Raw genomic sequence first — 20,590 nt, forward strand, 5'->3', positions numbered from 1 at the left:
CAAGTCGCCTAGCCGTTGAGCAGTTTCAGTGCTTCTTCGTGAACTCGCGCATCGCCCGCGGCGATGATACGGCCGCCGCCCTGCGCCGGCTTGCCCTCCCAGGTGGTGACGACGCCGCCGGCGCCGGTCACGATCGGGATCAGCGCAGCGATGTCGTAAGGTTTCAGCTCGGTCTCGACCACCAGATCGACGTGGCCGGCCGCCAGCATGCAATAGGAGTAGCAGTCGCCGCCATAGCGCGACAGCCGCGCGCCCTGCTCGATCCGGCCGAAAATGGCGCGGTCGCGCTCGTTCATCAGCAGCGGGCTCGTCGTGTAGGTCGTCGCCTCCGACAGCGAAGCGCAACGGCGGACCTGGAGCCGGCGCTCGCCGGAGGGGCCTTTATAGTTGGCCGAGCCGTTGTCGCCGGAAAAGCGTTCGCCGATGAAGGGCTGATGCATCATCCCGAACACCGGCGCGCCCTTGTGCAACAACGCGATCAGCGTGCCCCAGATCGGGAAGCCGCCGATGAAGGACTTTGTGCCGTCGATGGGGTCGAGCACCCAGACATAGTCGGCGTCCTCGCGCTCATTGCCGAATTCCTCGCCGACGATGCCGTGCTGGGGGAAGTTGGCCTTGATCAGCCGCCGCATCACCGCCTCCGCGGCGCGGTCGGCTTCCGTGACCGGATCGAAATCCTTGGTCTTGCTCTTGTCGTCGATCGACAGCGAGGTGCGGAAGAACGGCAGGATGGTTTCGCCGGAGGCAGTGGCGAGCCGTCCGATGAAGGCTGAGAAATCGATCACCGTCACGGCGCATCCTCAAAACGAAAGTCGGTGAAGCTCGCACCTGCCTAGCTCAAATCGCCCACTGCGTGCAGCGCTGTCTCGATTTGCACCCTGGTATTTTGAATGCGGATGACCGCTGCCCTATCCGAGCCATATGCTGGCCAAATATCGATCATTGAGTTGAAAACTTAGTTCCGACTATGCCTCGTTCGTATGCAAACGACTATCAACCCATTGAATTTCCTTATCAAAGAAACTGAATTTGGGTTTCTCTGGAAGCAAATGAGCCATGTGTTTTTGCATGGGAAACGGCTCAAAAGCCCTTGCACTTTGTGCGTCGCGGCCGCATATTGTTGCGGTGCGGTAGCGCTCTGCGTTACCGCTGCCCTCCTTGGGCGTTTCCTCCCTAGACTTGGGCCGCTTGTTCATCACAAGCGGCCCTTTTTTCTTTGGACCTCTGTCTTCGCTTCAAGCGCGCGAATACGCGAAGCGAAGATTTGGCGCTGGATGTGCTCGTTGCTGCGTCTGGTCCAGATCCGCGACGTGATCGCGCTGAGACGGTGCGCGCGCCTATTCCGCCGCGGCCTGGAACGGGCCGAGATCGCCGAATGGGATTGTCGTCGCCAGCACGTCGGCCAGCACTCCGAAGTCAGAGGCCATCTGTGCAAAGCGCGGGCTGCGCTCGCGCCGCCGCTCGTCCATGTAGATCGCGCGGTTGAGCTCGAGTTGCACCGCGTGCAGGCCGCTCGCCGGGTTGCCGTAATGCTCGGTGATGAAGCCGCCGGCATAGGGCTTGTTGCGGCCGATCGAATAGCCGAGCCCGGTCATGGTCTCCTCGACCCGGTCTGGCAGGAGCGGCGTGCAGCTTGTGCCGTAGCGATCGCCGATCACGACGTCGGGCCGGCGCGGCTCGTCGCGCGAGACGCCGACCGAGGGCATCGAGTGGCAGTCGACCAGCACCACGGTGCCGAACATCTGGTGCACCTTGTTGATCAGCCGGCGCAGCGCGCGATGGTAAGGCTTGTAGAGCGTCTCGATCCGCGCCAGCGCATCGTCGACCAGGATGCGCTCGCGATAGATCTCCTGACCGTCGCCCACCACGCGCGGAATGGTGCCGAGCCCGCCCGCGACCCGCATCGAGCGGGTGTTGGCAAAGCTCGGCAAGCGTCCGGTGAACATCCGGGGATCGAGCTCATAGGGTTCGCGATTGACGTCGACATAGGAGCGGGGAAAATTGACCCGCACGGTCGGGAAGCCGCGCTCGCTGAGATGGCCGATCAGCTCATCCATGAAGGAATCTTCCGAGCGCCGCAGCGTCGGCAGGTCGATCCGCGAGGCGCTCAGGAAATCGTCCGGATAGGTCGAGCCGGAATGGGGCGAGTTGAAGATGATCGGTGCGCGCCATTCGGCGGGCTCCACGATCTCGAAGGCTGGCGACTTGTCGCCGTCAAACCGGGTCATCTTCTCAGGCTTCGTCCCTTAATTCTCAGGCTTGGCGCCGCACGATCCGGCAAGTCCCCGGCAAAAGCCCGAACACAATGATTCGGCCGGTCGAGCGGCTCTTATGTGTCGTCATTGTCCGGAATCGCAACCATTCTGCCAAGCGAAAAAGTGTGATCGGCGCTGGAACATGTCTTAACCGTGCGGGCATCGAGGCGGGGATCGCAGCGAGCGTCTCGATTGATTCGTGCCGCATTCGGGTTCACAACGGGGCCGCACCGGCCGGGCCCAGGGTAAAGATTTTCACCCGAAATTTACCCTCTGTCGGGCTTAGTGACCTCTGCTCATGCCTTGGGGATTCGACGTTCCTGCCATGCCAAAAATCCTGCTCGCCGAAGACGACAACGACATGCGCCGTTTCCTGGTCAAGGCGCTGGAAAACGCCGGTTTTCAGGTCTCGTCTCATGACAACGGCATGGCCGCCTATCAGCGGTTGCGGGAAGAGCCGTTCGAGATGCTCCTGACCGACATCGTGATGCCGGAGATGGACGGCATCGAGCTCGCCCGCCGGGCCTCGGAACTCGATCCGGACATCAAGATCATGTTCATCACCGGCTTCGCCGCGGTCGCCCTGAACTCGGATTCGGACGCCCCCAAGAACGCCAAGGTGCTGTCCAAGCCCGTTCACCTGCGCGAATTGGTGAGCGAAGTGAACAAGATGCTGGCGGCCTAAATCGGCCGTTGAGCGTCCTTGCGCACGCTCCCCTGAGCCGTTATAGGGACCCGACCCGATCTAGACGACTTTAGGGCACGTAGCTCAGCGGGAGAGCACTACCTTGACATGGTAGGGGTCACAGGTTCGATCCCTGTCGTGCCCACCATCTTCTCCAATGACTTAGCCGGCTGGCGCCGGTCTGCGAGAAGGTGATTTCCACGAAATTTCTACGAAGGCTGATTTTGGTGCGGGCTGCCCATACGGATTGGGCCGCTGCCCAAATGCGTGCGCTCTCTCCGCTTTGATTGCGTGCTGATCGCTCCGCAGCTTGGTGCGCGGTCGTCGCTCCAACGCATGATCCGGTAATGCTGATAGGCGATGCCCCGACGCAGCTCTCCACCGTTGTGCTTTCTGCAGCCGTATTCCTCCATGATCAGTTCCTTGATGCGCGGATGTCGCGCTCACGCGGGGGGCCCCCGACGATACGGCGCAGGCGGCGCACCGGGCCGCCGGCCCAGTGCTTCGCGATGGCGTCACGCTCAACGCCATCGAGCGGCGTCACCAGCGGCAAGGCGGCGTTGATAGCATTCTTCAGTGGGCCGATGATGCCTTTGAGCTTGGGATTCTTCATCTTGGCGTCGGACAGGCGCGCAACAACCATGACGGCAGCGACGGCATCGGCCCCATCGCGTTGACATTGAGGGATAGCTAATGCCCTCTGGAGAACGTGATTGATCGGCTTCGAGGAGGCATCCTTTCTCTGCCACTGCTTAGTCCTTTTGTCTTGGCTTTCGTGAACTGGTAAGGTTCAGTAACTGGGGCGGAGTGGAGCTGGACAAGCTCACCGCTCGATTATGCTTCTCCGCCACGCACGCTTCGAGCTTCCAAGGTCCACTCGACGCGATCCGGTCTTCAAGGCGATGGGAATGAGCTTCAAGAAGTGGGTCATGCAGCGTCGCGCCCTCAAGCTCGTAAGCGGGCCAGGAGCCGACGCCGCGGGGGAAGAAAGCTATCGGGAGACCGGGTTGTCCGTGGCGAAATTTCTCCACGTGCAGCGCGCTCTAACAGGTGACGTGAGGCTAATCCGCAAAACTGGTGAGGCGAACGTTAAGGCGCTCGGCTACATCTATGGATTTACCGATGCAGCCTTCCAAAGTGCTGGTATGGACATCGGAAGCGAATACGGAGTGAGCGCGCTCGTAGCCCTCATTTCGGAATTTGACAGGCCCAACGCCGAGATATTGTGGCTCCGGCTGAAATGCCCTGGAGATGCGTGGGCACTAATGGACGGAGTGAGGATTGGGTTTGAAGACTACGATAGATTGATGCGGGGCGAGAGGACGCGTGATGAGCTGGCTTTTGGATGGGCGAAGTGTTTTCCCAACGCTTAAAGGCGAGTGCGGCATTACTTGAGCGGCCAACAGCCGTCGTATTCGCCACCGCGAACTCGAACAAAATAGTGGCACCTGCGGATTCAACTCCCGCACGGAAACCGACAAAGCGACCTGAGCTTGAAAAACTGCGAAACCACTTGAGGCCACCTGCTTCATATGTCGCTGTAAGGTGCGAAAGAAAGCCTGGTTCTCAGGTTCGCTCTTGCTTTTATAACCGGCCCGATGAGGAACTCAACTCCACGATCCCAAGATGGATAGTTGAGGGCTCCCTCGATATCCGCCTTCGATAGCTCAATAGGCATTCCGCTTGCTCAGGACCTCAATAAAGGTCTTGATCAATATCAGAAGGTCGAGCTTAAGGCTCCAATTGTCGATGTACCAAAGATCCAGCCTTACGCGCGCGGACATCTGTTCGATTTGAGGAGTTTCACCCCTCGCTCCGTTGCATTGAGCCCAGCCGGTAATTCCTGGCTTGACGTGATGCCGGAGGGCATAATCGCTCAAGAGCTTTTCAAAGTGATTGTCATGCGCCAAGGCATGGGGACGCGGCCCTACCAGAGACATCTCTCCTCTCAGAACGTTGAATAACTGCGGCAGCTCGTCGATACTCAGCGAGCGTAGCGTTCGTCCAATTTCTGTGATCCGCGGATCTTCGCGCGTTGCCTGAGCAACAACAGAACCATTTTCTTCAACGGTCATAGTCCTAAATTTGAATATGACGAAGTGTTTTCCATTATATCCCTTCCGGTGCTGTCTGAAGATCACGGGGCCGGGACTATCGAGCTTGATCGCAACCGCGGTGATGGCCATGATTGGTCCGAAGAACATGAGCGCTAATGTCGCGAACAGAACGTCAAGCATGCGCTTGAGCAGGCGTTCACGATCGCTCAACGGAGCATTCTGAATGTTGACCGTGAGTGCAAGAATTTTATCGAGCGACATAGGGCCGGAAAGTGTTTGGGCGTTTTTATCCGGTAGCAGGCGAACGGCCACGGGTAAGGCTTTAACCTGATTGCGCACGAACTCGATGCGTTTGGTGTCTGTCCAGGGGAGCGCGAGTAAAACCTCGCGGCAATTGCTGTTCCTAATGAAATCAGCGACAGAACCGATAGTGCCAATATCCTCAGGTCCGCTTGACAAGGGGCCAGGCGCAGTGAGTACGAAGCGCTTGATCTCTGATGCGCCGAAGTGGGATAGCAAGTCCTCTTGTCCCCGCATCTCGTCGAATACGCCGAGTACGACGGTGCGACCTCGATCAATGGCGCGGCGAGACACCGCGCTCGCCAGAGTTAGCTTGGCGGCCTTCCTAAGCGCCACCAACGCGAGCAGTCCGACCGAGCAAAAGGTCAGAAATGAGCCACGGGAATATTCCGCGCCAACCTTGAAAATCAGTGCCGCGAACGCAAGCAATAACAGGGTCGAACACCAGCAAGACAGAATTTTCCCAGTTTCAACCCGCTGCTTGCCGCCGTAGGGAAATCTGTAGAATCCTCTCCCGCTCATCCGGAGGACGTAAATCGCGCCGGCGAGAGATCCGGCGGCACAATATGGGAGGCAGCTAGGTACGGTATTGCCCACCGCAAACTGGTATGCGAGCCCGCCGATCAAGCTGGACAGCAAGACCGTCAAGAAATCGACCGTGGACAAAATATATGGGATAGCCTCGCTTGAAATGCTGAAATTCAGCGGAGGCGATGCTGCAAACTGATTGTTGCCGTCGCGAATGTCTGACGTGCTTGTCAACGGAAGCACCCGATTTATAAAATGTACGGTATTCGTCTATTTAATTTTGAATTTTATAATTTATTTAAAATCAGTAAATTATAACCATATCTGGTCAAGTGGCGCAATCTGGTTTTTGCTCCAGCGAGCAGCATTTTTTCATAAAACTTCCGTCAGAGAGGCTGGACTAGTTTTTCGTTATACTTCCGTCGATATGAAGCGTGATGCTCACACTGTTGCCCTCCATCTCGGCGTTGCCCTGCCAGGCCCCTTCCGCGTCCTTTCGCAATTGTTCGACTTTCGAATACCCCGCAGCTTCGATGGCCGCACGCGCCTGGTCGATGGTAATGGCACGAATTTGCAGTGGGGACGGACGAGCTGCTGGCTGTGATTGGGGAACTGTGGATGCAGGTGTGGTGGTCTTCGAACAGGGGTCCCCCACCGCGGAGTAACAAGGATTGCCGGGGGCCTTGGCCGAGAAACAAGGACTGGTAGGGTTGGAGGCGTCGCAAGGGCTGTTTGGACTAGTCGAGGAGGAGGATGGCAAGGACGGGCTTGTCGGAGCGGCAGACCGATTGGTCCGCGTTGTTTGACCGTTCGCACCGCTGTTGGAAGCGAGGCATATGATGGCCAAAAGAAACACCCTGCCAAGGGTTTGCCTCGACAGCCGAAACCGGGTGGAATTGTCTGCCGGAACAAGATTTCCCCTCGTGCTTGGCTGCTTAACCTTCATTCAGGACTCCCGTTGTCGCGTGCTGTGCAGAAGCCAGAGGGACCTCGCAACGATATCGTGTTCTAGAATTTCGGAATTGAAGGGTGAATGCAAAACATAAAGATGTGGCCGAGTGTACCCGCCCAGGCATTCTGTCCAGCGATGAAGTGCGCGTCTGGCACTCTACTTTAGACGTCTCGCGGGCCCGTCTTGCCAGCCTGTACCAATTACTTTCCCCTGGCGAGCGAGAGCGCGCAGGCCGATTTCGCAGCATCGCAGATGCCAAGCGTAGCATTATCGGTCGCGGATACCTGCGGCTATTGCTGGGGCGGGCAATTGGTTTGCGTGCCGAGGAATTGCGGTTTGAGTACGACGAGTTCGGTAAACCTAGTCTAGCGACCGATTACCGCTCTGAGTTGCAGTTTAGTGTTTCGCATTCGGGTGATTGTGTTCTCATAGCCCTTGCGAGAGGTCGAGCGGTCGGTGCGGATGTGGAAAGGGTTCGAACGGACATAGATGTCGCGGATCTAGCGAAGCGGTTCTTCTCAACGACCGAGGCCGAGAAGTTGGCTTGTTTGACCGGGCCTGTTCTTTACAAGGCGTTCTTTGCTTGTTGGACCTGTAAGGAAGCGTACGTCAAGGCAAAGGGTCAGGGTATTTCGTTACCTCTCAACGACTTTGAGGTAGCCTTTCTTCCAGGAGAGGCGCCGGGCCTGCTGACGACCAGGCCTGATCCCACGGAAGCTAGCAGATGGAAGCTGTTCGCCTTGAATGTTGGTCAATACCACGAGGCCGCGCTGATAGCGGCGGGGCAAGATTGGCACTTCAGCCGCGGAACATTAGAGCACATTGAATTGCCGAATCTGGGTAAACCATTGATAACGTGATGTGTATCGGGACGGCGTAATCGCCGCGATAGTGTGTCCCCGTCGATTGAAGTTTCCCAATGTGACTAAACGGACACAGATTTGGCCGCGCGAAACGGATAGGATTGCACGCGGAGCCCAGAATTTTAGGGCATATTCGCGGCGATTTGCGAGCGGGGCTAATGCTGTCCAAATATTCGAAACTGGCAGTCGTATTTGTCGCAGCCCTCCAATTGGGCGGATGCTACACTGACTACGGTCCTGTCGAAGTTGAAACGCAGCCGGTAAGGCCGTCGTTGGGCGCTGGGCTTGCATCCAGCTTACGTCCTGGCGACCGGATCAAGGTCACCGTGTATGGCGAAGAATCGCTCACGGGCGAGTACGATGTTAATCCCGGCGGCAGCGTTTCGATGCCCTTGGTCGGTGCCATAAGAGCTGCGGGGCGGTCGCAAGTCGATCTGGGCCGCGAGATTGCAGCAAGGTATCGTAGCGGCGGCTTCCTGCAGGATCCCAAGGTGACCGTGGCGGTGGTCCAGTTTAGGCCATTCTATGTATTGGGCGAGGCGTCGACCCCTGGCGAGTACCCGTTCCGAAGTGGTCTCACCGTGCATGCCGCCGTTGCAATGGCAGGCGGATTCACTTATCGCGCGAGCAAGTCGGTGGTCCTCATTAGGCACCTCGGTGACGACATATGGAAAGAGTATCCTCTGTCGGAGGCGGTCGTAATCGCGCCGGGGGATACTATTCGGATTCCGGAAAGATACTTCTGAAGTCCCCGTGTAGCCTTGCTCGCTTTTTTTGAAGCTCGACGGACGGCTTCCGGTAGTCAATGCGCCAGCTAGGTTCCATTCAACTCCGAAAGGTAGCTTCCTGTTTTGCGTGGGCTGCATTTTTTTGCTTCGCGTTGATTTCGACGAGCCTGGCACAGGAACCGCCCCTCGATGTTCCAGTGGTCAAGAGGCTTCCGGCAAGAGATCCTACCGCCGTTACAGTCAATGATTGGCTGCTCTATCCCACGTTGCGCACCTATTCGCTGTACTCAGACAACCTCTTCCAGGCTCCCCGAAACGGCATAGCATCGCCTGGGATCGGAGTTACGCCGGGCCTCGTCGCAGTCTGGACCAATGGAATTCACACGACGACATTGTACGGAAATCTCGATCGCCAAGTTTATCCGGACGCCAACGAGGTCAATACTCTGGATGGACGGGCTGGCTTTTCGCAAAGATACGAGGCCATGCGGGATTTGAACTTCACGATCGACGCAAACTACGTTCGTCGGACTTGGGCCTCAACTCTGCAGAGCGCGATCCAGGTACCTCAGACTGCCCCGCTTTCCACCGTTGTGCCTAACGGCAATACGCCTCCGCCAAATGGAACGACCGGTTCCCCGACAGGTCAGGTGGTTGGGCAATCGACGCCGGCAACCAGTAGTGTCCTTCCATTGTTGGTGAATCCAAGTAATCGTTACACCGGGACGTTCACGGTGGAGAAACTTTTTAATAGGGGCATCCTAACCCTATCGGGCTCCGCTGCGCGGACCGAATATGAAGGGCAGGGTCTGCCGAACAACTCTAGCAGAACCTTTACCGAGCGCGCCGGGTTTTGGCTTGGCCCACTGTTTTACATCTATTCGGAAGGTGTTGTCGGCAACGTGGCACTTGACGCAACGCCTACGTCAACGCCCGTTTCAACAACCTCGCACCGCGCTGTCGGCGGAATTGGGACGAGCCGGATCGGCCTCTTTCGCCTTTCGGCGTATTACGGTCATCAGGGCTCCGATAGCTCCGGCATCGGTGGGCACGCCACGGCAGGCGGGGATGTCTATGGAGGGCGTATCAGCTACGAACCATTTCGCCAGTGGACACTTACCGGAACCGTCGACATAACGAACAACATCGCGTCGAGTTCAGCAGCGACTGATCTCGCTCTTGCCCTTCCCGGCGTTGTCGCGGTTCAGATACCGACTACAGCATCGGCCCGGATCGCATCTGCGTCCGTGCAATCCAGCTATGAGATCAGCCAACTGTGGTCCGCGGACTGTTTGGTGTCCTACAGCCGCATCGAATATGTCGACGGCACCAGACTGGACAATTCCTGGATATTCAACGGAACGCTTCGGTATGACATCCGGCGTGACACGTCTCTTACTTGGGAATATCGATACACGAATCTTCAATCCAATGCGCCCCTGGTGGGCTCAAAGAGCAACTACGTCTCGATGGGGGCGCTCTACAAGTTCTGAGCTATCAGTGGGTCGAAAGCTTGTGGCTTGCCCCTGGCGTAGGCAAAGCTCACGTGAACGACCCAGGGGTGGTCGCCGCTTGTCAGTCCGCCGCACCGCTCGGCGAGTTGTGCTCAGTAATAATATCCGTGCGCGGTGCCCGAGGGAGCCTTGTTCAGGACAAAACGCACCATGTCCGTGGCCTGCAGATACTTCTTGCACTGCTCGATTTCCGAGACTTTCGAGGTCCCGACGGCCGCAACGAGGAGGACGCAGTCAACGTGCGGCAGGACCGAGATCACGTCGTGTCCTGTCAGGAGCGGGGGCAAGTCAATCACGACGATTTGCGCTTGTCCGCGACGAGAGAGCCCGTCCAGGAACTGTTTCGTTGCGCTTGATGACACAAGATCTGATGCGTTGGAGCCGGATGTAGTCGGCATCACTTCCAAGTTGCTGCTGCCGACGCGTACATTGATAGTCGCTTCGTCCGGGTCTTTGCGTCCCTCCAGGACGTCTATGACTCCATCTCCACCCTTCAGACCTAAAGTACGGGCGATCTGTGGCCTGCGAAGATCGAAATCCACCAGCGATACCTGTCTTTCCGGCTCTCGTGCCATGCTGAGAGACAAATTGATAGACAGAAAGGTCTTGCCGCATCCCGGCGTCGGAGACGTTATCGCCAACGTTTTCCAGCCCTTGAAGTCCATCGATCGCAGAACTTCGGTCCGCAGAATGTCAAATGTCAGCGAACGAGGGTCCATTCCATCATGAGCAACGATCCTGCGCGATTGAAGAAAGGAAGATTCGAGCGTCACTTGTCGAAGCGGCGTCTTTCGCTCAGTTGGTGCATCGTGGCGTGGCCGATTACTCGTGGTACCAAATCTGGGAGCGCCGTGCGACCCTAGCTCTGCCTTTGCACGCTCCACTGCTTGGCGAATGTCTTCCATTCGATGCCTCCTGCTATCGCAATCTCGAAAGAGCTAGTGGCGGGCTAGCACGTGCAAATCGAACCAAGCCTTCGACTGCTCGATCGGCCAATGGAAAACGATTGCAGCGGCAAGTCCGGCAAGTATCGCCAGAAGTATCAGCACGCAGACCGCACCAAAGACGAATCTCGCGCGTGCTCGAATAATATCGCCCGTCGTTTCGATGTACGGTATACAGACGGTGAGCGATGGTGGAATCAATCCAGCCAGCGCTTCCGGGCCCCGGATGGACCCGTTGAGGAACTCTGCCGCCAATCCTGAGCCAATGCCAAGCACCAAGGCTGCACCAAGAGCCCCCGCAACGAGCTTCAACCTATTCGATTTGAGGGGTTTTTGCGGTAGCGTCGGCGCCTCGATCACCTGCAGCCGCTCGGCCTGCTGGTCTCGACTGATCTTTTGAGTGAGACGAGCCGTTGTGAGTTTTGCATTCGCGTCCGAGAGCCGCTTTTCAACTGCCTCCCGTTGCCGCTTCAATGCCTCTAAGTCATCGATTTGAGATGGTCTAGCTTGCGCGGCCACCGGTGGAGGCTCCTGGATGCTTTTCTCCATCAGAGCTATTCTTTTTTTCAGAGATATCACGGCAGGATGTGCTTCCGAATAGACTGACATCTTCTGAGCCAATTCGGCCCGAAGGGCTCCCAGCGTGGCGAGTTGCGATTTCTGCTGATCGGATATCGTCGACGAGGTGTCAGCCGGTCGCCGAGCCGCCTCGATGATCCGTGCTTGCGTGTCCTCGAGCTTGTTCTCAAGGTCCCTCGATTCATCCGCAAGGATATTGACGGCCTCCGCCGCCCGGTCGCTTCTAGCGCGATCGTCCTCACTCACTATCGCGCGAATCAACTCGTTCGCGACTTCCATTGCGAGTTCTGGGTCTGGGTATTCGAAACCAACCGTAAAAGCGATCGTGAGCGTGCTCATGCGTACCTGAGCATCCGCGACCACGGGCTTGAATTGGATGCTGCTGCGCATCGTTTCCACAACATCAGCGCTGTTGGGAAACAGAGCGAATTTCCTGGCGACAGTCAGAAGTTTGTCGCGCGTAAGGACCCGCTGTTGAAGGAGTTGAACACGTTCCGGCGCTGACATGCTGGAAACAGGTCTGACGATGTCCGGTGCCAGGAGTTGCGCTTCAAGAAGAATCTTGCCTTCAGAAACATAGTTGGGCTTCTGAAGCGCGGCGAAAAGCATGCCGCCAATGGCGATCATTCCAAATGGGAAAAGAAAGAAAAAAAACCTGCGCTTAAAAACATCAAACAACCGACCAAGATTTAAGCTTGCCCCTTGGTCAGGGGCAAAGTCAGGCTCATTGGGGGCGAAAGGTTGATGCGAGCCAACGGTCTGAAGCACGGCGTGAACCCTCGGATTAAAATTAGCTTACCCCCCAATCTAGCGCTTATTTTCAAGGCGACCAATTGCCCCGCACGCCCAACTAAACGTATAAGTCCTCCCCAATTTGAGAACAAGCAAAAAATCATCAATGATTAACGCGACATATTCCCCCATACCTCTTCGGTGAATGGAACCGATGCGCAGCGGATTTTCTCGTCGGTTGGAGGAATCTCGTCGTCCTCCTCGGCAATATTGATTAATCAACCCCGCCAAGAAGATTTCCATTTCGAGTGGGCTTGGTCTATTCGTTCTTGTTTGTCGGCAATCATGCCGCGTTCTCTGAAGGCTCTGCGGATGTATGAGTCATTTTATGGGTTTCGGGAGAAGCCCTTCTCCATCTTGCCTGATCCGGATTTGATTTTTTGGGGTCAGAATCACCGATTGGCGTTTGCCATGCTCGAGTTCGGGGTAATGAACAGTGCTGGCTTTACGGTGATCACTGGCGAGGTCGGATGTGGAAAAACGACATTGGTCCGGTACCTGCTGCGGCGCCTCGATGACCACATTACCGCTTGCGTCATCTCAAATACGCCGCGCCCTCAAGACGGATTTCTGCCGTGGGTGATGATGTCGCTCAATTTGCCGTTCGAAGGGGCCTATCCAGCGCTGTTCAAGCAATTTCAAAAATTTCTTCTAGATCAGTCTGCCGAAGATCGGCGAATAATTCTGATTGTCGATGAAGCGCAGAACTTGGGGATGGAGGCACTCGAAGAGCTTCGAATGCTCTCCAATTTCAATACGGACAAGCGGCAGCTTCTGCAGATTATTCTTGTCGGGCAGCCGCAATTACGGGACACGTTGCGTGGCCCGCAACTGCTCCAATTCGCGCAACGAATCTCGTCTGACTTTCACCTCAAGCCAATGGGTGTTGACGAGGTCTCCGATTACATCAATTTCCGTTTGGGTGCCGTAGGCTCGAGCGAAAAGCTGTTCGAGGATGAAGCTTGTGCACTTATCGGCCGAGTTAGCCGGGGAATCCCACGTACGATAAATGTTATTTGCGATACAGCTTTGGTGTACGGCTATGCTGCGCAAGCCAAGTCGATCACGACCGAAATCGTGGATTTGGTCATGAAAAACAAGGAGCAATTTGGTGTGGTTTCATTCGGCATGGAGCTAGCCGAGGAAGGTCGACCTCTAGCTACCGAGTTGAACCTAAGATCCAGCTTCCGGTGACAGCAAGTATTCAAGCTCATTCAGCTGGAAAAGTTTCCTGATTGTCCAGGTGACGCCGGTAAACCTCAGCTTGGCTTTTCGGCTGGTTAGTTCCTTGTGCAGCATCATCAACATGCCAAAGAAGCGTGCATCGATGGTCTGCGTTCGCGAAAGGTCAATGATAACGTTCCGGTCGCTAGCCAGAGCTTCTTCGAAATGCTTCGAAGCACGCGAAACATGCGTTTGCAGCGCGACTCCGGATAGCGCGAACTTGATCGACCTCTCGTCCTCCTGAAGTTTCACAATCGAAAGTTCCCGAGGCCGCAGTTTCTGACGCAGTTGATGCCAGCGATTCGTCGCGGCAAGTGGCAAAACTCGGGTGAGCAGTAGGCGCAGCAGGACAAAACCATCATGCTGATAGCGCTTCCAGAGATAGTGCTCCTCCTTAATGCGCCATAGCCATTCAAAGCCGCATGCGCGCACAACCGGCGGAGCCCGCTTGAGCACACCCGCCTGGAAACCGATCGCCGCACCTAGATGGGCGCGGATAGGAATCTTCAGGCGATGATGGTTCCGTTGGAGCCACAATTGCCCTTTCTTGGCGCCAAGAGATACGACCAAGAAGTCGGCGCCGCTTGAATTTACGACATTGATTATATTGTCAGCGCTGAGTTCATCGATCTCGCCGAAGCCCGGATCCATCGTTCCGATACATTTCGGCTCGCTTGAGCCGGCGTTAAATGCCTTTGCCGCAGCAGTGGCGACACCTGGTGCTCCTCCAAACAGGAACAGTGAGAGTCTGTGCACACCTGTCGCTTTGGCCCGGAGGCGGTCAAGAAGGTCGGCCCCTGACGCCCTCTCCCGGATCGGCAGGCCGATAAGCCGTGCAATCCAGATGATTGCCATGCCATCTGGAGGGCACAGATCGCTATCAAGGAGCGATTGTCGAAATTCAGGATCCGAAAGACTGTTGACCAGGAAGTTCAGATTGGGCGTGGACACGAGACACGTCGCGCGCTGAGCGGCCGCGCTTTCAAGCCTTCTTACAACAGCCGGGAGATCGAGGGCATCGATCGGGACGCCTAAAATGCAATAAACTTCACGCGAGAGATTGGACGACAACAGTGGCGCATCTGTAGGGGACGCCGACGAACCGTCGCTCAACGCGGCTCCCCCAATGAAACCTGCTCCGGCCGGCGACGATCTCCGACGGTCAAAGCCACTTGCCGGGTGCGCTACGTCCAAACTGATCATTTTAACTAACGGTTCTGGAACCAAATATTTAATAAATCTTAAAACCCTGTTAAGAATTCTATATTATGGCCGCAGGCCAATTGCCAGCAATATTTTAAATCCGGTCAATGTCTTGCACTTTCAAGGCGCACCCTCCGAGCATTGGATCTGTGTCGCGGCGAGATATGGAACGATTTTTTGAACTAAGCCGTGAACACAGGGCTTGTCTTTAATGGTGCCGTGATCACCCTCGACAAAATGTAAATCGATGCCGTGAGGCGCACAACTATTCCATCCCACGGCGTGATCTTTAAGCTTTCTGTCGAGCAGGTCTTCTGTTCGGATTAGGATGAACCGCCTTGGATAGGGCGGCGGAACATAGGCTTTGTTGGCCTCGATTGACGCAATAATCTGCAGGGGTTTCGGCACGGGCCGGCCGGCGCCGCTCAACCTTTTTTGGGAAAGGCGCCAGCCAATCGACTTTGCCTTATTGAACGCGAACCGAGCCAAGTTCGACGCTACTTCACTGGCTCCGCCTTTCATGAGGATTCGGCGATATTTCCCAAGGCGATCGATGACCCGCAGGATTCTATAGCGAGCCATCTCCCTTGGGGTCAGCGACTGAAGAAATTGTGGATGCCAGATATCAAATAGTGCGAGGAAGCCAACGTCCTCGCCTTGAGCCAGGAGGCGTTGGCCCATTTCATACGCAACAAGGCCGAATGTCGAATAGCCGCAGAATTGGAAGGGCCCATGCGGTTGCAGTTTGCGAATCTCGGAGACAAATAGATCGGCAAGTTCCTCCACACTTGGATAACGGCTCTCGTTATCCACGTTTGGCCACCAGATTTCGTAGACTGGTTGATCCTCGGGTAGTGCTGCGGCAAGGTCACGCGCACCCGGCGGTCCTGGAAAGAAGCAAATGAGAGGAGGTCGACTACCGGCTGCGCGGATTGGGCGAAGGTGTAAAAATTTGCATGCTGGTTGGAGCTCAGCCACAGTGTCGCTACCGTTGCTGCGGTCCGGACGTGCTTCCGACGCCGAAGCGGAGGGCAACGAGGGAGTTGAGGACTGTCTCGTTGTTGTTTGGCTTCCGCCGATAGAGCAAAGGGTGTTCATTTACTCCAGCATTCATTTTGAGTACGGATAAAGTCCTCTTGGGTCTTTATAACCGCGCAAAAAATTAAAAACGGATGGCTTAAAAAACTAGCTTCCCGAGAAAATACCGTTCTGGCGCCCTTGAGTAAAGCACGCATGGCGGATTTTGATGCAGTATAATGAATGCTGTCGCTTCGCCTAGCCCGTATAAGTGCAGCGTTATCGCGCGCCCCGAGGTCCGTTGTGGGTAACATGTGACAAACTTGACCGGTCTCTTCAGCTTCAACGTACGAGCATTTTCCGGCGCAGCAATTCAGCTTTCACAAGTTGCGCCACCAGAGCATGGGCACGACCGCTATAGTGACCACCACATGGCACGGGCGAGCGAAGCCATGCGGCAAAGCCCGTGTCTTGCCGCGTAAAGTAACCGCAAGCCAAGCGGCCACCGCTTGCAGCGGCCATTGCAGGGCCGACATCCAGCACCTCGATGTTCCTCCTCCGTAGCTCGTTGACGAGAGCTACGTATTCGAATTGGTCGAAGGTTGTGTTCTCCCGAAAGCTGCCGGAGACCGGAAGTATGACGATGAGTGGGCGTTGATCGCGCGCTCGCGCAAGCCGTGCGAACGCTTCCGAAATGGCGACCATCAATTGCAGAGCGCCGGACGAATGATCTGCGTGATACAACGCGCTCCACTCCGTATGCCCAGCCAAAAAAGCGCGTATGCTTGGCATGAGCGCGACCCGCGCAAGCGTCAGAGTGTAGGGAAAGCGCGATATAACGGCCCCATCCTGCGTGCCAGGCAGAAAATAGGACTCTGGCAGCGAGCCCGAAGGCGCTTGGTTCAAGGCAACAAACCCGTCTGCATCAAGGCGCGGCGGGCCAATCCAGTTCAGGCGCCCGGAAGGAGTGATCACGAAGCGGCCTTTGAGTGCGAATGGCACCTGGTCCCCGCCGAGCCATCCATCATACTGGCTGACGACGTCCATAATCCCGTTGGGATCGAGCCCGAGTAGCACGAATCGAGAGCCGTCGTGAATTCGTTCGAGACGTCGATATGCCTGATCGATGCCGTAGCCGCCTACGGAATAGTTCACTATACGACATCCTAGGGTGAGTGACAGGCGTTCGACCCAGCCCTCGCCGTCCTCGCTCTCGAAACCGGACGTGAAAGAATCCCCGTACGCAGAGCCGCAAGGTGTGACATTGCCTAGGATAGTCTCCGGCGTATGAAGCCCCCCAATATCGGGGTCCAACATTGAGGAACTGCTATTCCAGTTCGCGCGTACTTGTTCGAGTTGCGGACTCCACAAGTAGCGACTGGCCTGCGGATAGGCTGCCAAAAGTCGACAGATCGTTGTCGCTCCCGCCTCGACAGCGACGACAGCCAGTACCAATGTCAATGCCACGGAACGCCAATTGAGCTTGGGCATCTGCTTCGATCGATACTTACCCCTGGTGAAGCGGCTCGGCCGCCCTTGGGGCGGGGCTATGTTAGATCTGTGCGGCTAGAATCCGGCGCGGCATAGCTAAGTCTGCTGCGCGTCGTTCTCTCAAAAATGAGGAGCCTGAATCGCGCCAACACCGTCGGGCTTGGCAAAAGAGATCACGATCTGCCCATTGTCGCCGACCTAACATACGACAATGTCTTGCGGCATGGAATCCACACATTCATCGCCTCGGCCTTCAATGCATCGATGCCAGGTTGCAATCCCGGAGGCTGCGGCTGTGCGCCGGCCATTCGCAGATAGTGATTGAAACCCCGAATACGGTTCGTCTTGCGTGCCGTCAGGGTCTCGAAGAAAAACGAATAAGAGACTGAGATGTCGCCCTGGGTTTCTACCCAGTGAGGCGCGTTCTGTGGCTGGTGCAATCCGGTTCCGGCCGACAGCTGAAATACATGCTCCTCCTTCGGATCACGCTTGGTGAGCTCGACCTGGGCGATGTCGACCATGCCGCGGAAGTAGAACTGCTCCAGTTCGGGCTCAGTGAGCGTGGTGGGAGAATAGAGATGATATGTCTTCTTGCCCATGATCTGACAGAAGAACACGGCGGATGGATCGAAATGAAACGGAGTTAGCGTTGCGGCAGATGTGATGAAAATCGCCGACTCCAGCCGCAATATGCGATCGTTTCGGAGCTCCGGTGACCTATCGAGGATCTGCTCCATTAAGTCGTCGCGCAGCTTGCGGAAGCGCGGATCGTGATCCTCAGGCCGTTTCAGCAGAATTCGGATCGAGTGCTTATTCAAGCTGCAGAATGCGTCGGTCAAACTCAAATTAACCGACTTCACGGCCCGGAATCTCTCATCGGGCGCGGTCGCGCTCGATGCCAGGAAAAAATCACTCTCGTGACCAGGGCCGTACTGCTTATCCGCGAGGCTCGCAAGTGACCCAAGCTCAAACATGTCGAGCTGGCTTAGATTATGATCGAAACCAAACGGCTCGCGATTGAACGATCGCTCGACAGAATTGGGACGGAGCTCGAGCCTTCCGATGTCCAGACTACCAGTCAACGCCATTTGTGTATTCCTGTATCAACAGACGCACTCAGCGCGCTCGGCTCGGCGCCGAGTCGATGGCTTATGAAAACTTGTGGTGCGCGTATCTGGCCCTTTCGGCGGCGACGGGCCGTCCAGCCAGCCGGCGCGCTGCACGCAAGGTCGCCCGCACCGGTGTCGCGCCCATGTAGACCAACTGGTCCAGCAACTGCGAGTCGCCCACGTTTGGCAATGCGATTCCGCGGTCGGCGAGATGGCCTCGGGCATAATGCAGCATGCTCTGGCGGCGAGTGCTGTCCGTGTAATAAGTGAAGCTCATGGTGATGGAAGGTTCGTCCCCGACCTCAACGAGGTGTGGCGCCGTAGAAGGCATATACGCGCCGTCACCCGGGCCAACCTCGAAGCGATGAGCACGCTTGCGAAACTCTTCCTTCCAGACGATCAGATCCCGGTCGTGGCGGGCATGGAAGAGATCTCGCGCCTTCTGGCTGACAACGACCTCGTCATCCGGGTCCCAAACATAGATGGTCTTGCGGCCCTGGATCTGAAGGATGAAATTGTGTTCCTTGTCGATATGGAACGGCGTGACGGTGTTGGGAGACGTGACGAAGATCCAGCCGCCGCGATAGCTCATGTTCGGATCTTTGGCTTCGACCAACGGTCGGACGCTGTCCAGTACTTGGTCAACGAGCTCACGATAAGTCGCATCCGTCTGCACGTTGAGGAGCGACAGCCAGGCCTTTGCGTCCCGAATGCGCTTGAGCGTGTCTGCCGCCGAGGAGCTATTTGGATGTATCTCCGGCGCCGCATTGAACGGCGTGTCTGCGGTGGCGCTGCTGGCGTGCGTGCGGACTCGTCCTCGTTCCTCCAGACGCTTGCTCAGCTCGATCAATTGATCTGGTTGAAGCAAGTCGTGATCGGAGAGACGGTGCCGAACAGCGGTCACCTTCCACGGTTGAAAGTTTTTCCAATCGAGTTCGATCAGCGGAGCTGAAATCTGTGACATTACGCGACATCCTTTGATCTCGCTTGCGCACGCAAGAAATTCAATTAGTTGATTAACCTTGAAAATATTAAAGATAATAATGCCCGTCTCCAGTGCTTGTCGCAAGATGTTTCAATGGTCAGAAATGTCGAAATGGTGAATGCAGCGGCCATGGCATCCCAGCTGGCCGGCGGGTATGGTACGTCGTCGATGTCGCGTTTTTTAATAATGAAATTTATTTCACTCGATAGGAAATGGATTCCTGTGCGTCTTCTGGGTCGATTTGAGGGTTTCCGTTCCGGAACCTCCCCTGAGGCCGGTCGTATGGGTGGAGACTTTGTGAAATTCGGCCACTGGCGGAACGCGATCCGGTCGATGCGGGTCGTGCAAATACGCGGTTTTGCCCGTCTCCTCACCCTGTTTGGCAGGTCGCGACGGGGCGCTGGGCTGATCATGCGCGCGCGCCGCAGCCGCGTGATCAGGCCGGCGCTGGAGCGGTTGCTTGCCTTTCATGGGACGTTCCCGAGCATCGAGGCAGCAAGTGCATGTGCGGCGCGATACGTCCCGGCATCCCATGACCATCCGAAACAGCTGAGCCTCCACGCCGAGTTTGCGCAGGTGACGCGGGAAAGCGACTATCCCGTGCTCTTCTTTCTGGCGCCCATCGCATCCGAATTGCGGTCGGTCTTCGATCTCGGCGGAAGCGTCGGCAATCTCTTCTTTCAGCTTGACCGCCATCTGCATTTCTCGCGTGACCTCGCTTGGACTGTTCACGATCTCCCGTTCAAGCGCGACGCGATGCTCGAATTCGCAAGGAGCAGAGACGAGGAACGCCTCAGATTCTCGGACCAGTTTTCCTCGGCTTCGGGCGCGGATTTGTTCATTGTGGCGGGGGCCATCCATTTTTTCGAACCCACGTTGGCGGCGCTGCTCGCGCGTCTCGAACGGCTTCCTAAACATGTTATCGTCAACCGAAGCCCGTTCTCGAACCTCGACGATATCGTTGCCGTTCACGACGGTGGGCTTTGGGTCAATCCGTGCAAGCTTCACAGCGTCGACAAGTTTTGCTCGGCTATGGGTGAGCTGGGTTATGAGCTCATCGCAAGTTGGCCTGTTCACGAACGCAGAACGCGGGTCCCGCTTTTTCCTGACTGCGACGGGACCTATAGGGGCTTCTATTTTCGCCTTTCCGAAATGATGGGGGGCCGGTAAGCGAGGCGCCCGAAGCGGCCCCGGAGAGCTCCCGGCGCAGTCCGCACGATAGGGAACCATGGCGCAATTGAACCTGCGGCGCAGGTCAAGTTACTAAGGTATTTGCGAGTTAACTGTTCTCCGGGGGCGACGAGCAGGCAGGGTTGGCCGGCCTATGAATTAACCAGGTGTTGCAAGTGTTTGATCGGCCCCGT

Annotated in this window: 18 protein-coding genes and 1 tRNA gene; 8 read left to right on the forward strand and 11 right to left on the reverse strand. The window is 56.5% G+C overall.

All coding sequences use genetic code 11. The features are described 5' to 3' along the window. Nucleotides 1-8: 8 nt before the first annotated feature. Both hisN and ABIB73_RS27670 read right to left on the reverse strand, forming a co-directional pair. Nucleotides 9-791 carry a histidinol-phosphatase gene (gene hisN, locus ABIB73_RS27665; protein ID WP_354229108.1) on the reverse strand — a complete coding sequence of 261 codons (783 nt, stop codon included), beginning with the start codon at nt 789-791 and terminating at the stop codon, nt 9-11. A gap of 546 nt (nt 792-1,337) precedes the next feature. Next, nucleotides 1,338-2,228 carry an N-formylglutamate amidohydrolase gene (locus tag ABIB73_RS27670; protein WP_354229110.1) on the reverse strand — a complete coding sequence of 297 codons (891 nt, stop codon included), beginning with the start codon at nt 2,226-2,228 and terminating at the stop codon, nt 1,338-1,340. A gap of 352 nt (nt 2,229-2,580) precedes the next feature. On the opposite strand from ABIB73_RS27670, the gene cpdR reads away from it, so the two are divergent. Continuing rightward, nucleotides 2,581-2,940, forward strand: a complete 360-nt coding sequence (cpdR, locus tag ABIB73_RS27675; RefSeq protein WP_007597092.1) for a cell cycle two-component system response regulator CpdR — start codon at nt 2,581-2,583, stop codon at nt 2,938-2,940. Between the two features lie 73 nt (nt 2,941-3,013). Next, nucleotides 3,014-3,088, forward strand: a tRNA-Val gene (locus tag ABIB73_RS27680). A 267-nt stretch (nt 3,089-3,355) separates the two neighbouring features. Here ABIB73_RS27680 and ABIB73_RS27685 read toward each other — a convergent pair. Further along, nucleotides 3,356-3,553 (reverse strand): hypothetical protein, encoded by a 198-nt coding sequence (locus ABIB73_RS27685; RefSeq protein WP_354229112.1) that lies wholly within the window; start codon nt 3,551-3,553, stop codon nt 3,356-3,358. 295 nt (nt 3,554-3,848) lie between these two features. Between ABIB73_RS27685 and ABIB73_RS27690 the strand changes: the two genes are divergently transcribed. Beyond that, nucleotides 3,849-4,313 carry a hypothetical protein gene (locus tag ABIB73_RS27690; RefSeq protein WP_354229114.1) on the forward strand — a complete coding sequence of 155 codons (465 nt, stop codon included), beginning with the start codon at nt 3,849-3,851 and terminating at the stop codon, nt 4,311-4,313. 294 nt (nt 4,314-4,607) lie between these two features. Here ABIB73_RS27690 and ABIB73_RS27695 read toward each other — a convergent pair whose 3' ends face one another. Continuing rightward, nucleotides 4,608-6,059, reverse strand: a complete 1,452-nt coding sequence (locus ABIB73_RS27695) for an undecaprenyl-phosphate glucose phosphotransferase (protein WP_354229116.1) — start codon at nt 6,057-6,059, stop codon at nt 4,608-4,610. A 795-nt stretch (nt 6,060-6,854) separates the two neighbouring features. Here ABIB73_RS27695 and ABIB73_RS27700 point away from each other — a divergent pair. The 3 genes from ABIB73_RS27700 to ABIB73_RS27710 all read left to right on the forward strand — a co-directional run bounded on the left by ABIB73_RS27700 (nt 6,855) and on the right by ABIB73_RS27710 (nt 9,861). Beyond that, nucleotides 6,855-7,637 carry a 4'-phosphopantetheinyl transferase family protein gene (locus ABIB73_RS27700; protein WP_354229118.1) on the forward strand — a complete coding sequence of 261 codons (783 nt, stop codon included), beginning with the start codon at nt 6,855-6,857 and terminating at the stop codon, nt 7,635-7,637. A 161-nt stretch (nt 7,638-7,798) separates the two neighbouring features. Beyond that, entirely contained in the window at nt 7,799-8,386 is a 588-nt protein-coding gene (locus ABIB73_RS27705; protein WP_354229120.1) for a polysaccharide biosynthesis/export family protein, read from the forward strand. A gap of 179 nt (nt 8,387-8,565) precedes the next feature. Next, nucleotides 8,566-9,861 carry an outer membrane beta-barrel protein gene (locus ABIB73_RS27710; RefSeq protein ID WP_354229122.1) on the forward strand — a complete coding sequence of 432 codons (1,296 nt, stop codon included), beginning with the start codon at nt 8,566-8,568 and terminating at the stop codon, nt 9,859-9,861. A gap of 113 nt (nt 9,862-9,974) precedes the next feature. On the opposite strand, the gene ABIB73_RS27715 is transcribed toward ABIB73_RS27710, so the two are convergent. Together ABIB73_RS27715 and ABIB73_RS27720 are read right to left on the reverse strand one after the other, a co-directional pair. Beyond that, nucleotides 9,975-10,787, reverse strand: coding sequence for a CpsD/CapB family tyrosine-protein kinase (locus ABIB73_RS27715; protein WP_354229124.1), 813 nt, complete (start codon nt 10,785-10,787; stop codon nt 9,975-9,977). A 33-nt stretch (nt 10,788-10,820) separates the two neighbouring features. Then, a complete protein-coding gene (locus ABIB73_RS27720; RefSeq protein ID WP_354229126.1) occupies nt 10,821-12,173 on the reverse strand; it encodes a GumC domain-containing protein in 1,353 nt (450 codons plus the stop codon). Nucleotides 12,174-12,338: 165 nt separating this feature from the next. Between ABIB73_RS27720 and ABIB73_RS27725 the strand changes: the two genes are divergently transcribed. Further along, nucleotides 12,339-13,391: an ExeA family protein gene (locus ABIB73_RS27725; protein WP_354229128.1), complete on the forward strand. Its 1,053-nt coding sequence runs from the start codon at nt 12,339-12,341 to the stop codon at nt 13,389-13,391. On the opposite strand, the gene ABIB73_RS27730 is transcribed toward ABIB73_RS27725, so the two are convergent. From ABIB73_RS27730 to ABIB73_RS27750, 5 genes are all read right to left on the reverse strand, one after another. Then, complete coding sequence (locus ABIB73_RS27730) at nt 13,371-14,534, reverse strand: WecB/TagA/CpsF family glycosyltransferase (RefSeq protein ID WP_354229130.1); 1,164 nt, start codon at nt 14,532-14,534, stop codon at nt 13,371-13,373. The two genes, ABIB73_RS27725 and ABIB73_RS27730, sit on opposite strands and share 21 nt — an antisense overlap. Before the next feature lie 210 nt (nt 14,535-14,744). Then, nucleotides 14,745-15,722 carry a thioesterase domain-containing protein gene (locus ABIB73_RS27735; RefSeq protein ID WP_354229131.1) on the reverse strand — a complete coding sequence of 326 codons (978 nt, stop codon included), beginning with the start codon at nt 15,720-15,722 and terminating at the stop codon, nt 14,745-14,747. A 261-nt stretch (nt 15,723-15,983) separates the two neighbouring features. Beyond that, on the reverse strand, nt 15,984-16,796 hold the full coding sequence (locus tag ABIB73_RS27740) for a hypothetical protein (RefSeq protein ID WP_354229133.1): 813 nt from the start codon (nt 16,794-16,796) through the stop codon (nt 15,984-15,986). A gap of 509 nt (nt 16,797-17,305) precedes the next feature. After that, nucleotides 17,306-18,220, reverse strand: coding sequence for a cupin-like domain-containing protein (locus ABIB73_RS27745; RefSeq protein ID WP_354229135.1), 915 nt, complete (start codon nt 18,218-18,220; stop codon nt 17,306-17,308). A gap of 61 nt (nt 18,221-18,281) precedes the next feature. Then, nucleotides 18,282-19,205: a cupin-like domain-containing protein gene (locus tag ABIB73_RS27750; RefSeq protein WP_354229137.1), complete on the reverse strand. Its 924-nt coding sequence runs from the start codon at nt 19,203-19,205 to the stop codon at nt 18,282-18,284. A gap of 48 nt (nt 19,206-19,253) precedes the next feature. Here ABIB73_RS27750 and ABIB73_RS27755 point away from each other — a divergent pair, with 48 nt between their 5' ends. Next, a complete protein-coding gene (locus tag ABIB73_RS27755; protein ID WP_354229139.1) occupies nt 19,254-20,396 on the forward strand; it encodes a methyltransferase, TIGR04325 family in 1,143 nt (380 codons plus the stop codon). The last annotated feature ends 194 nt before the right edge of the window (nt 20,397-20,590 follow it).

Source organism: Bradyrhizobium sp. F1.4.3, from assembly GCF_040548375.1.
Classification (GTDB): domain Bacteria; phylum Pseudomonadota; class Alphaproteobacteria; order Rhizobiales; family Xanthobacteraceae; genus Bradyrhizobium.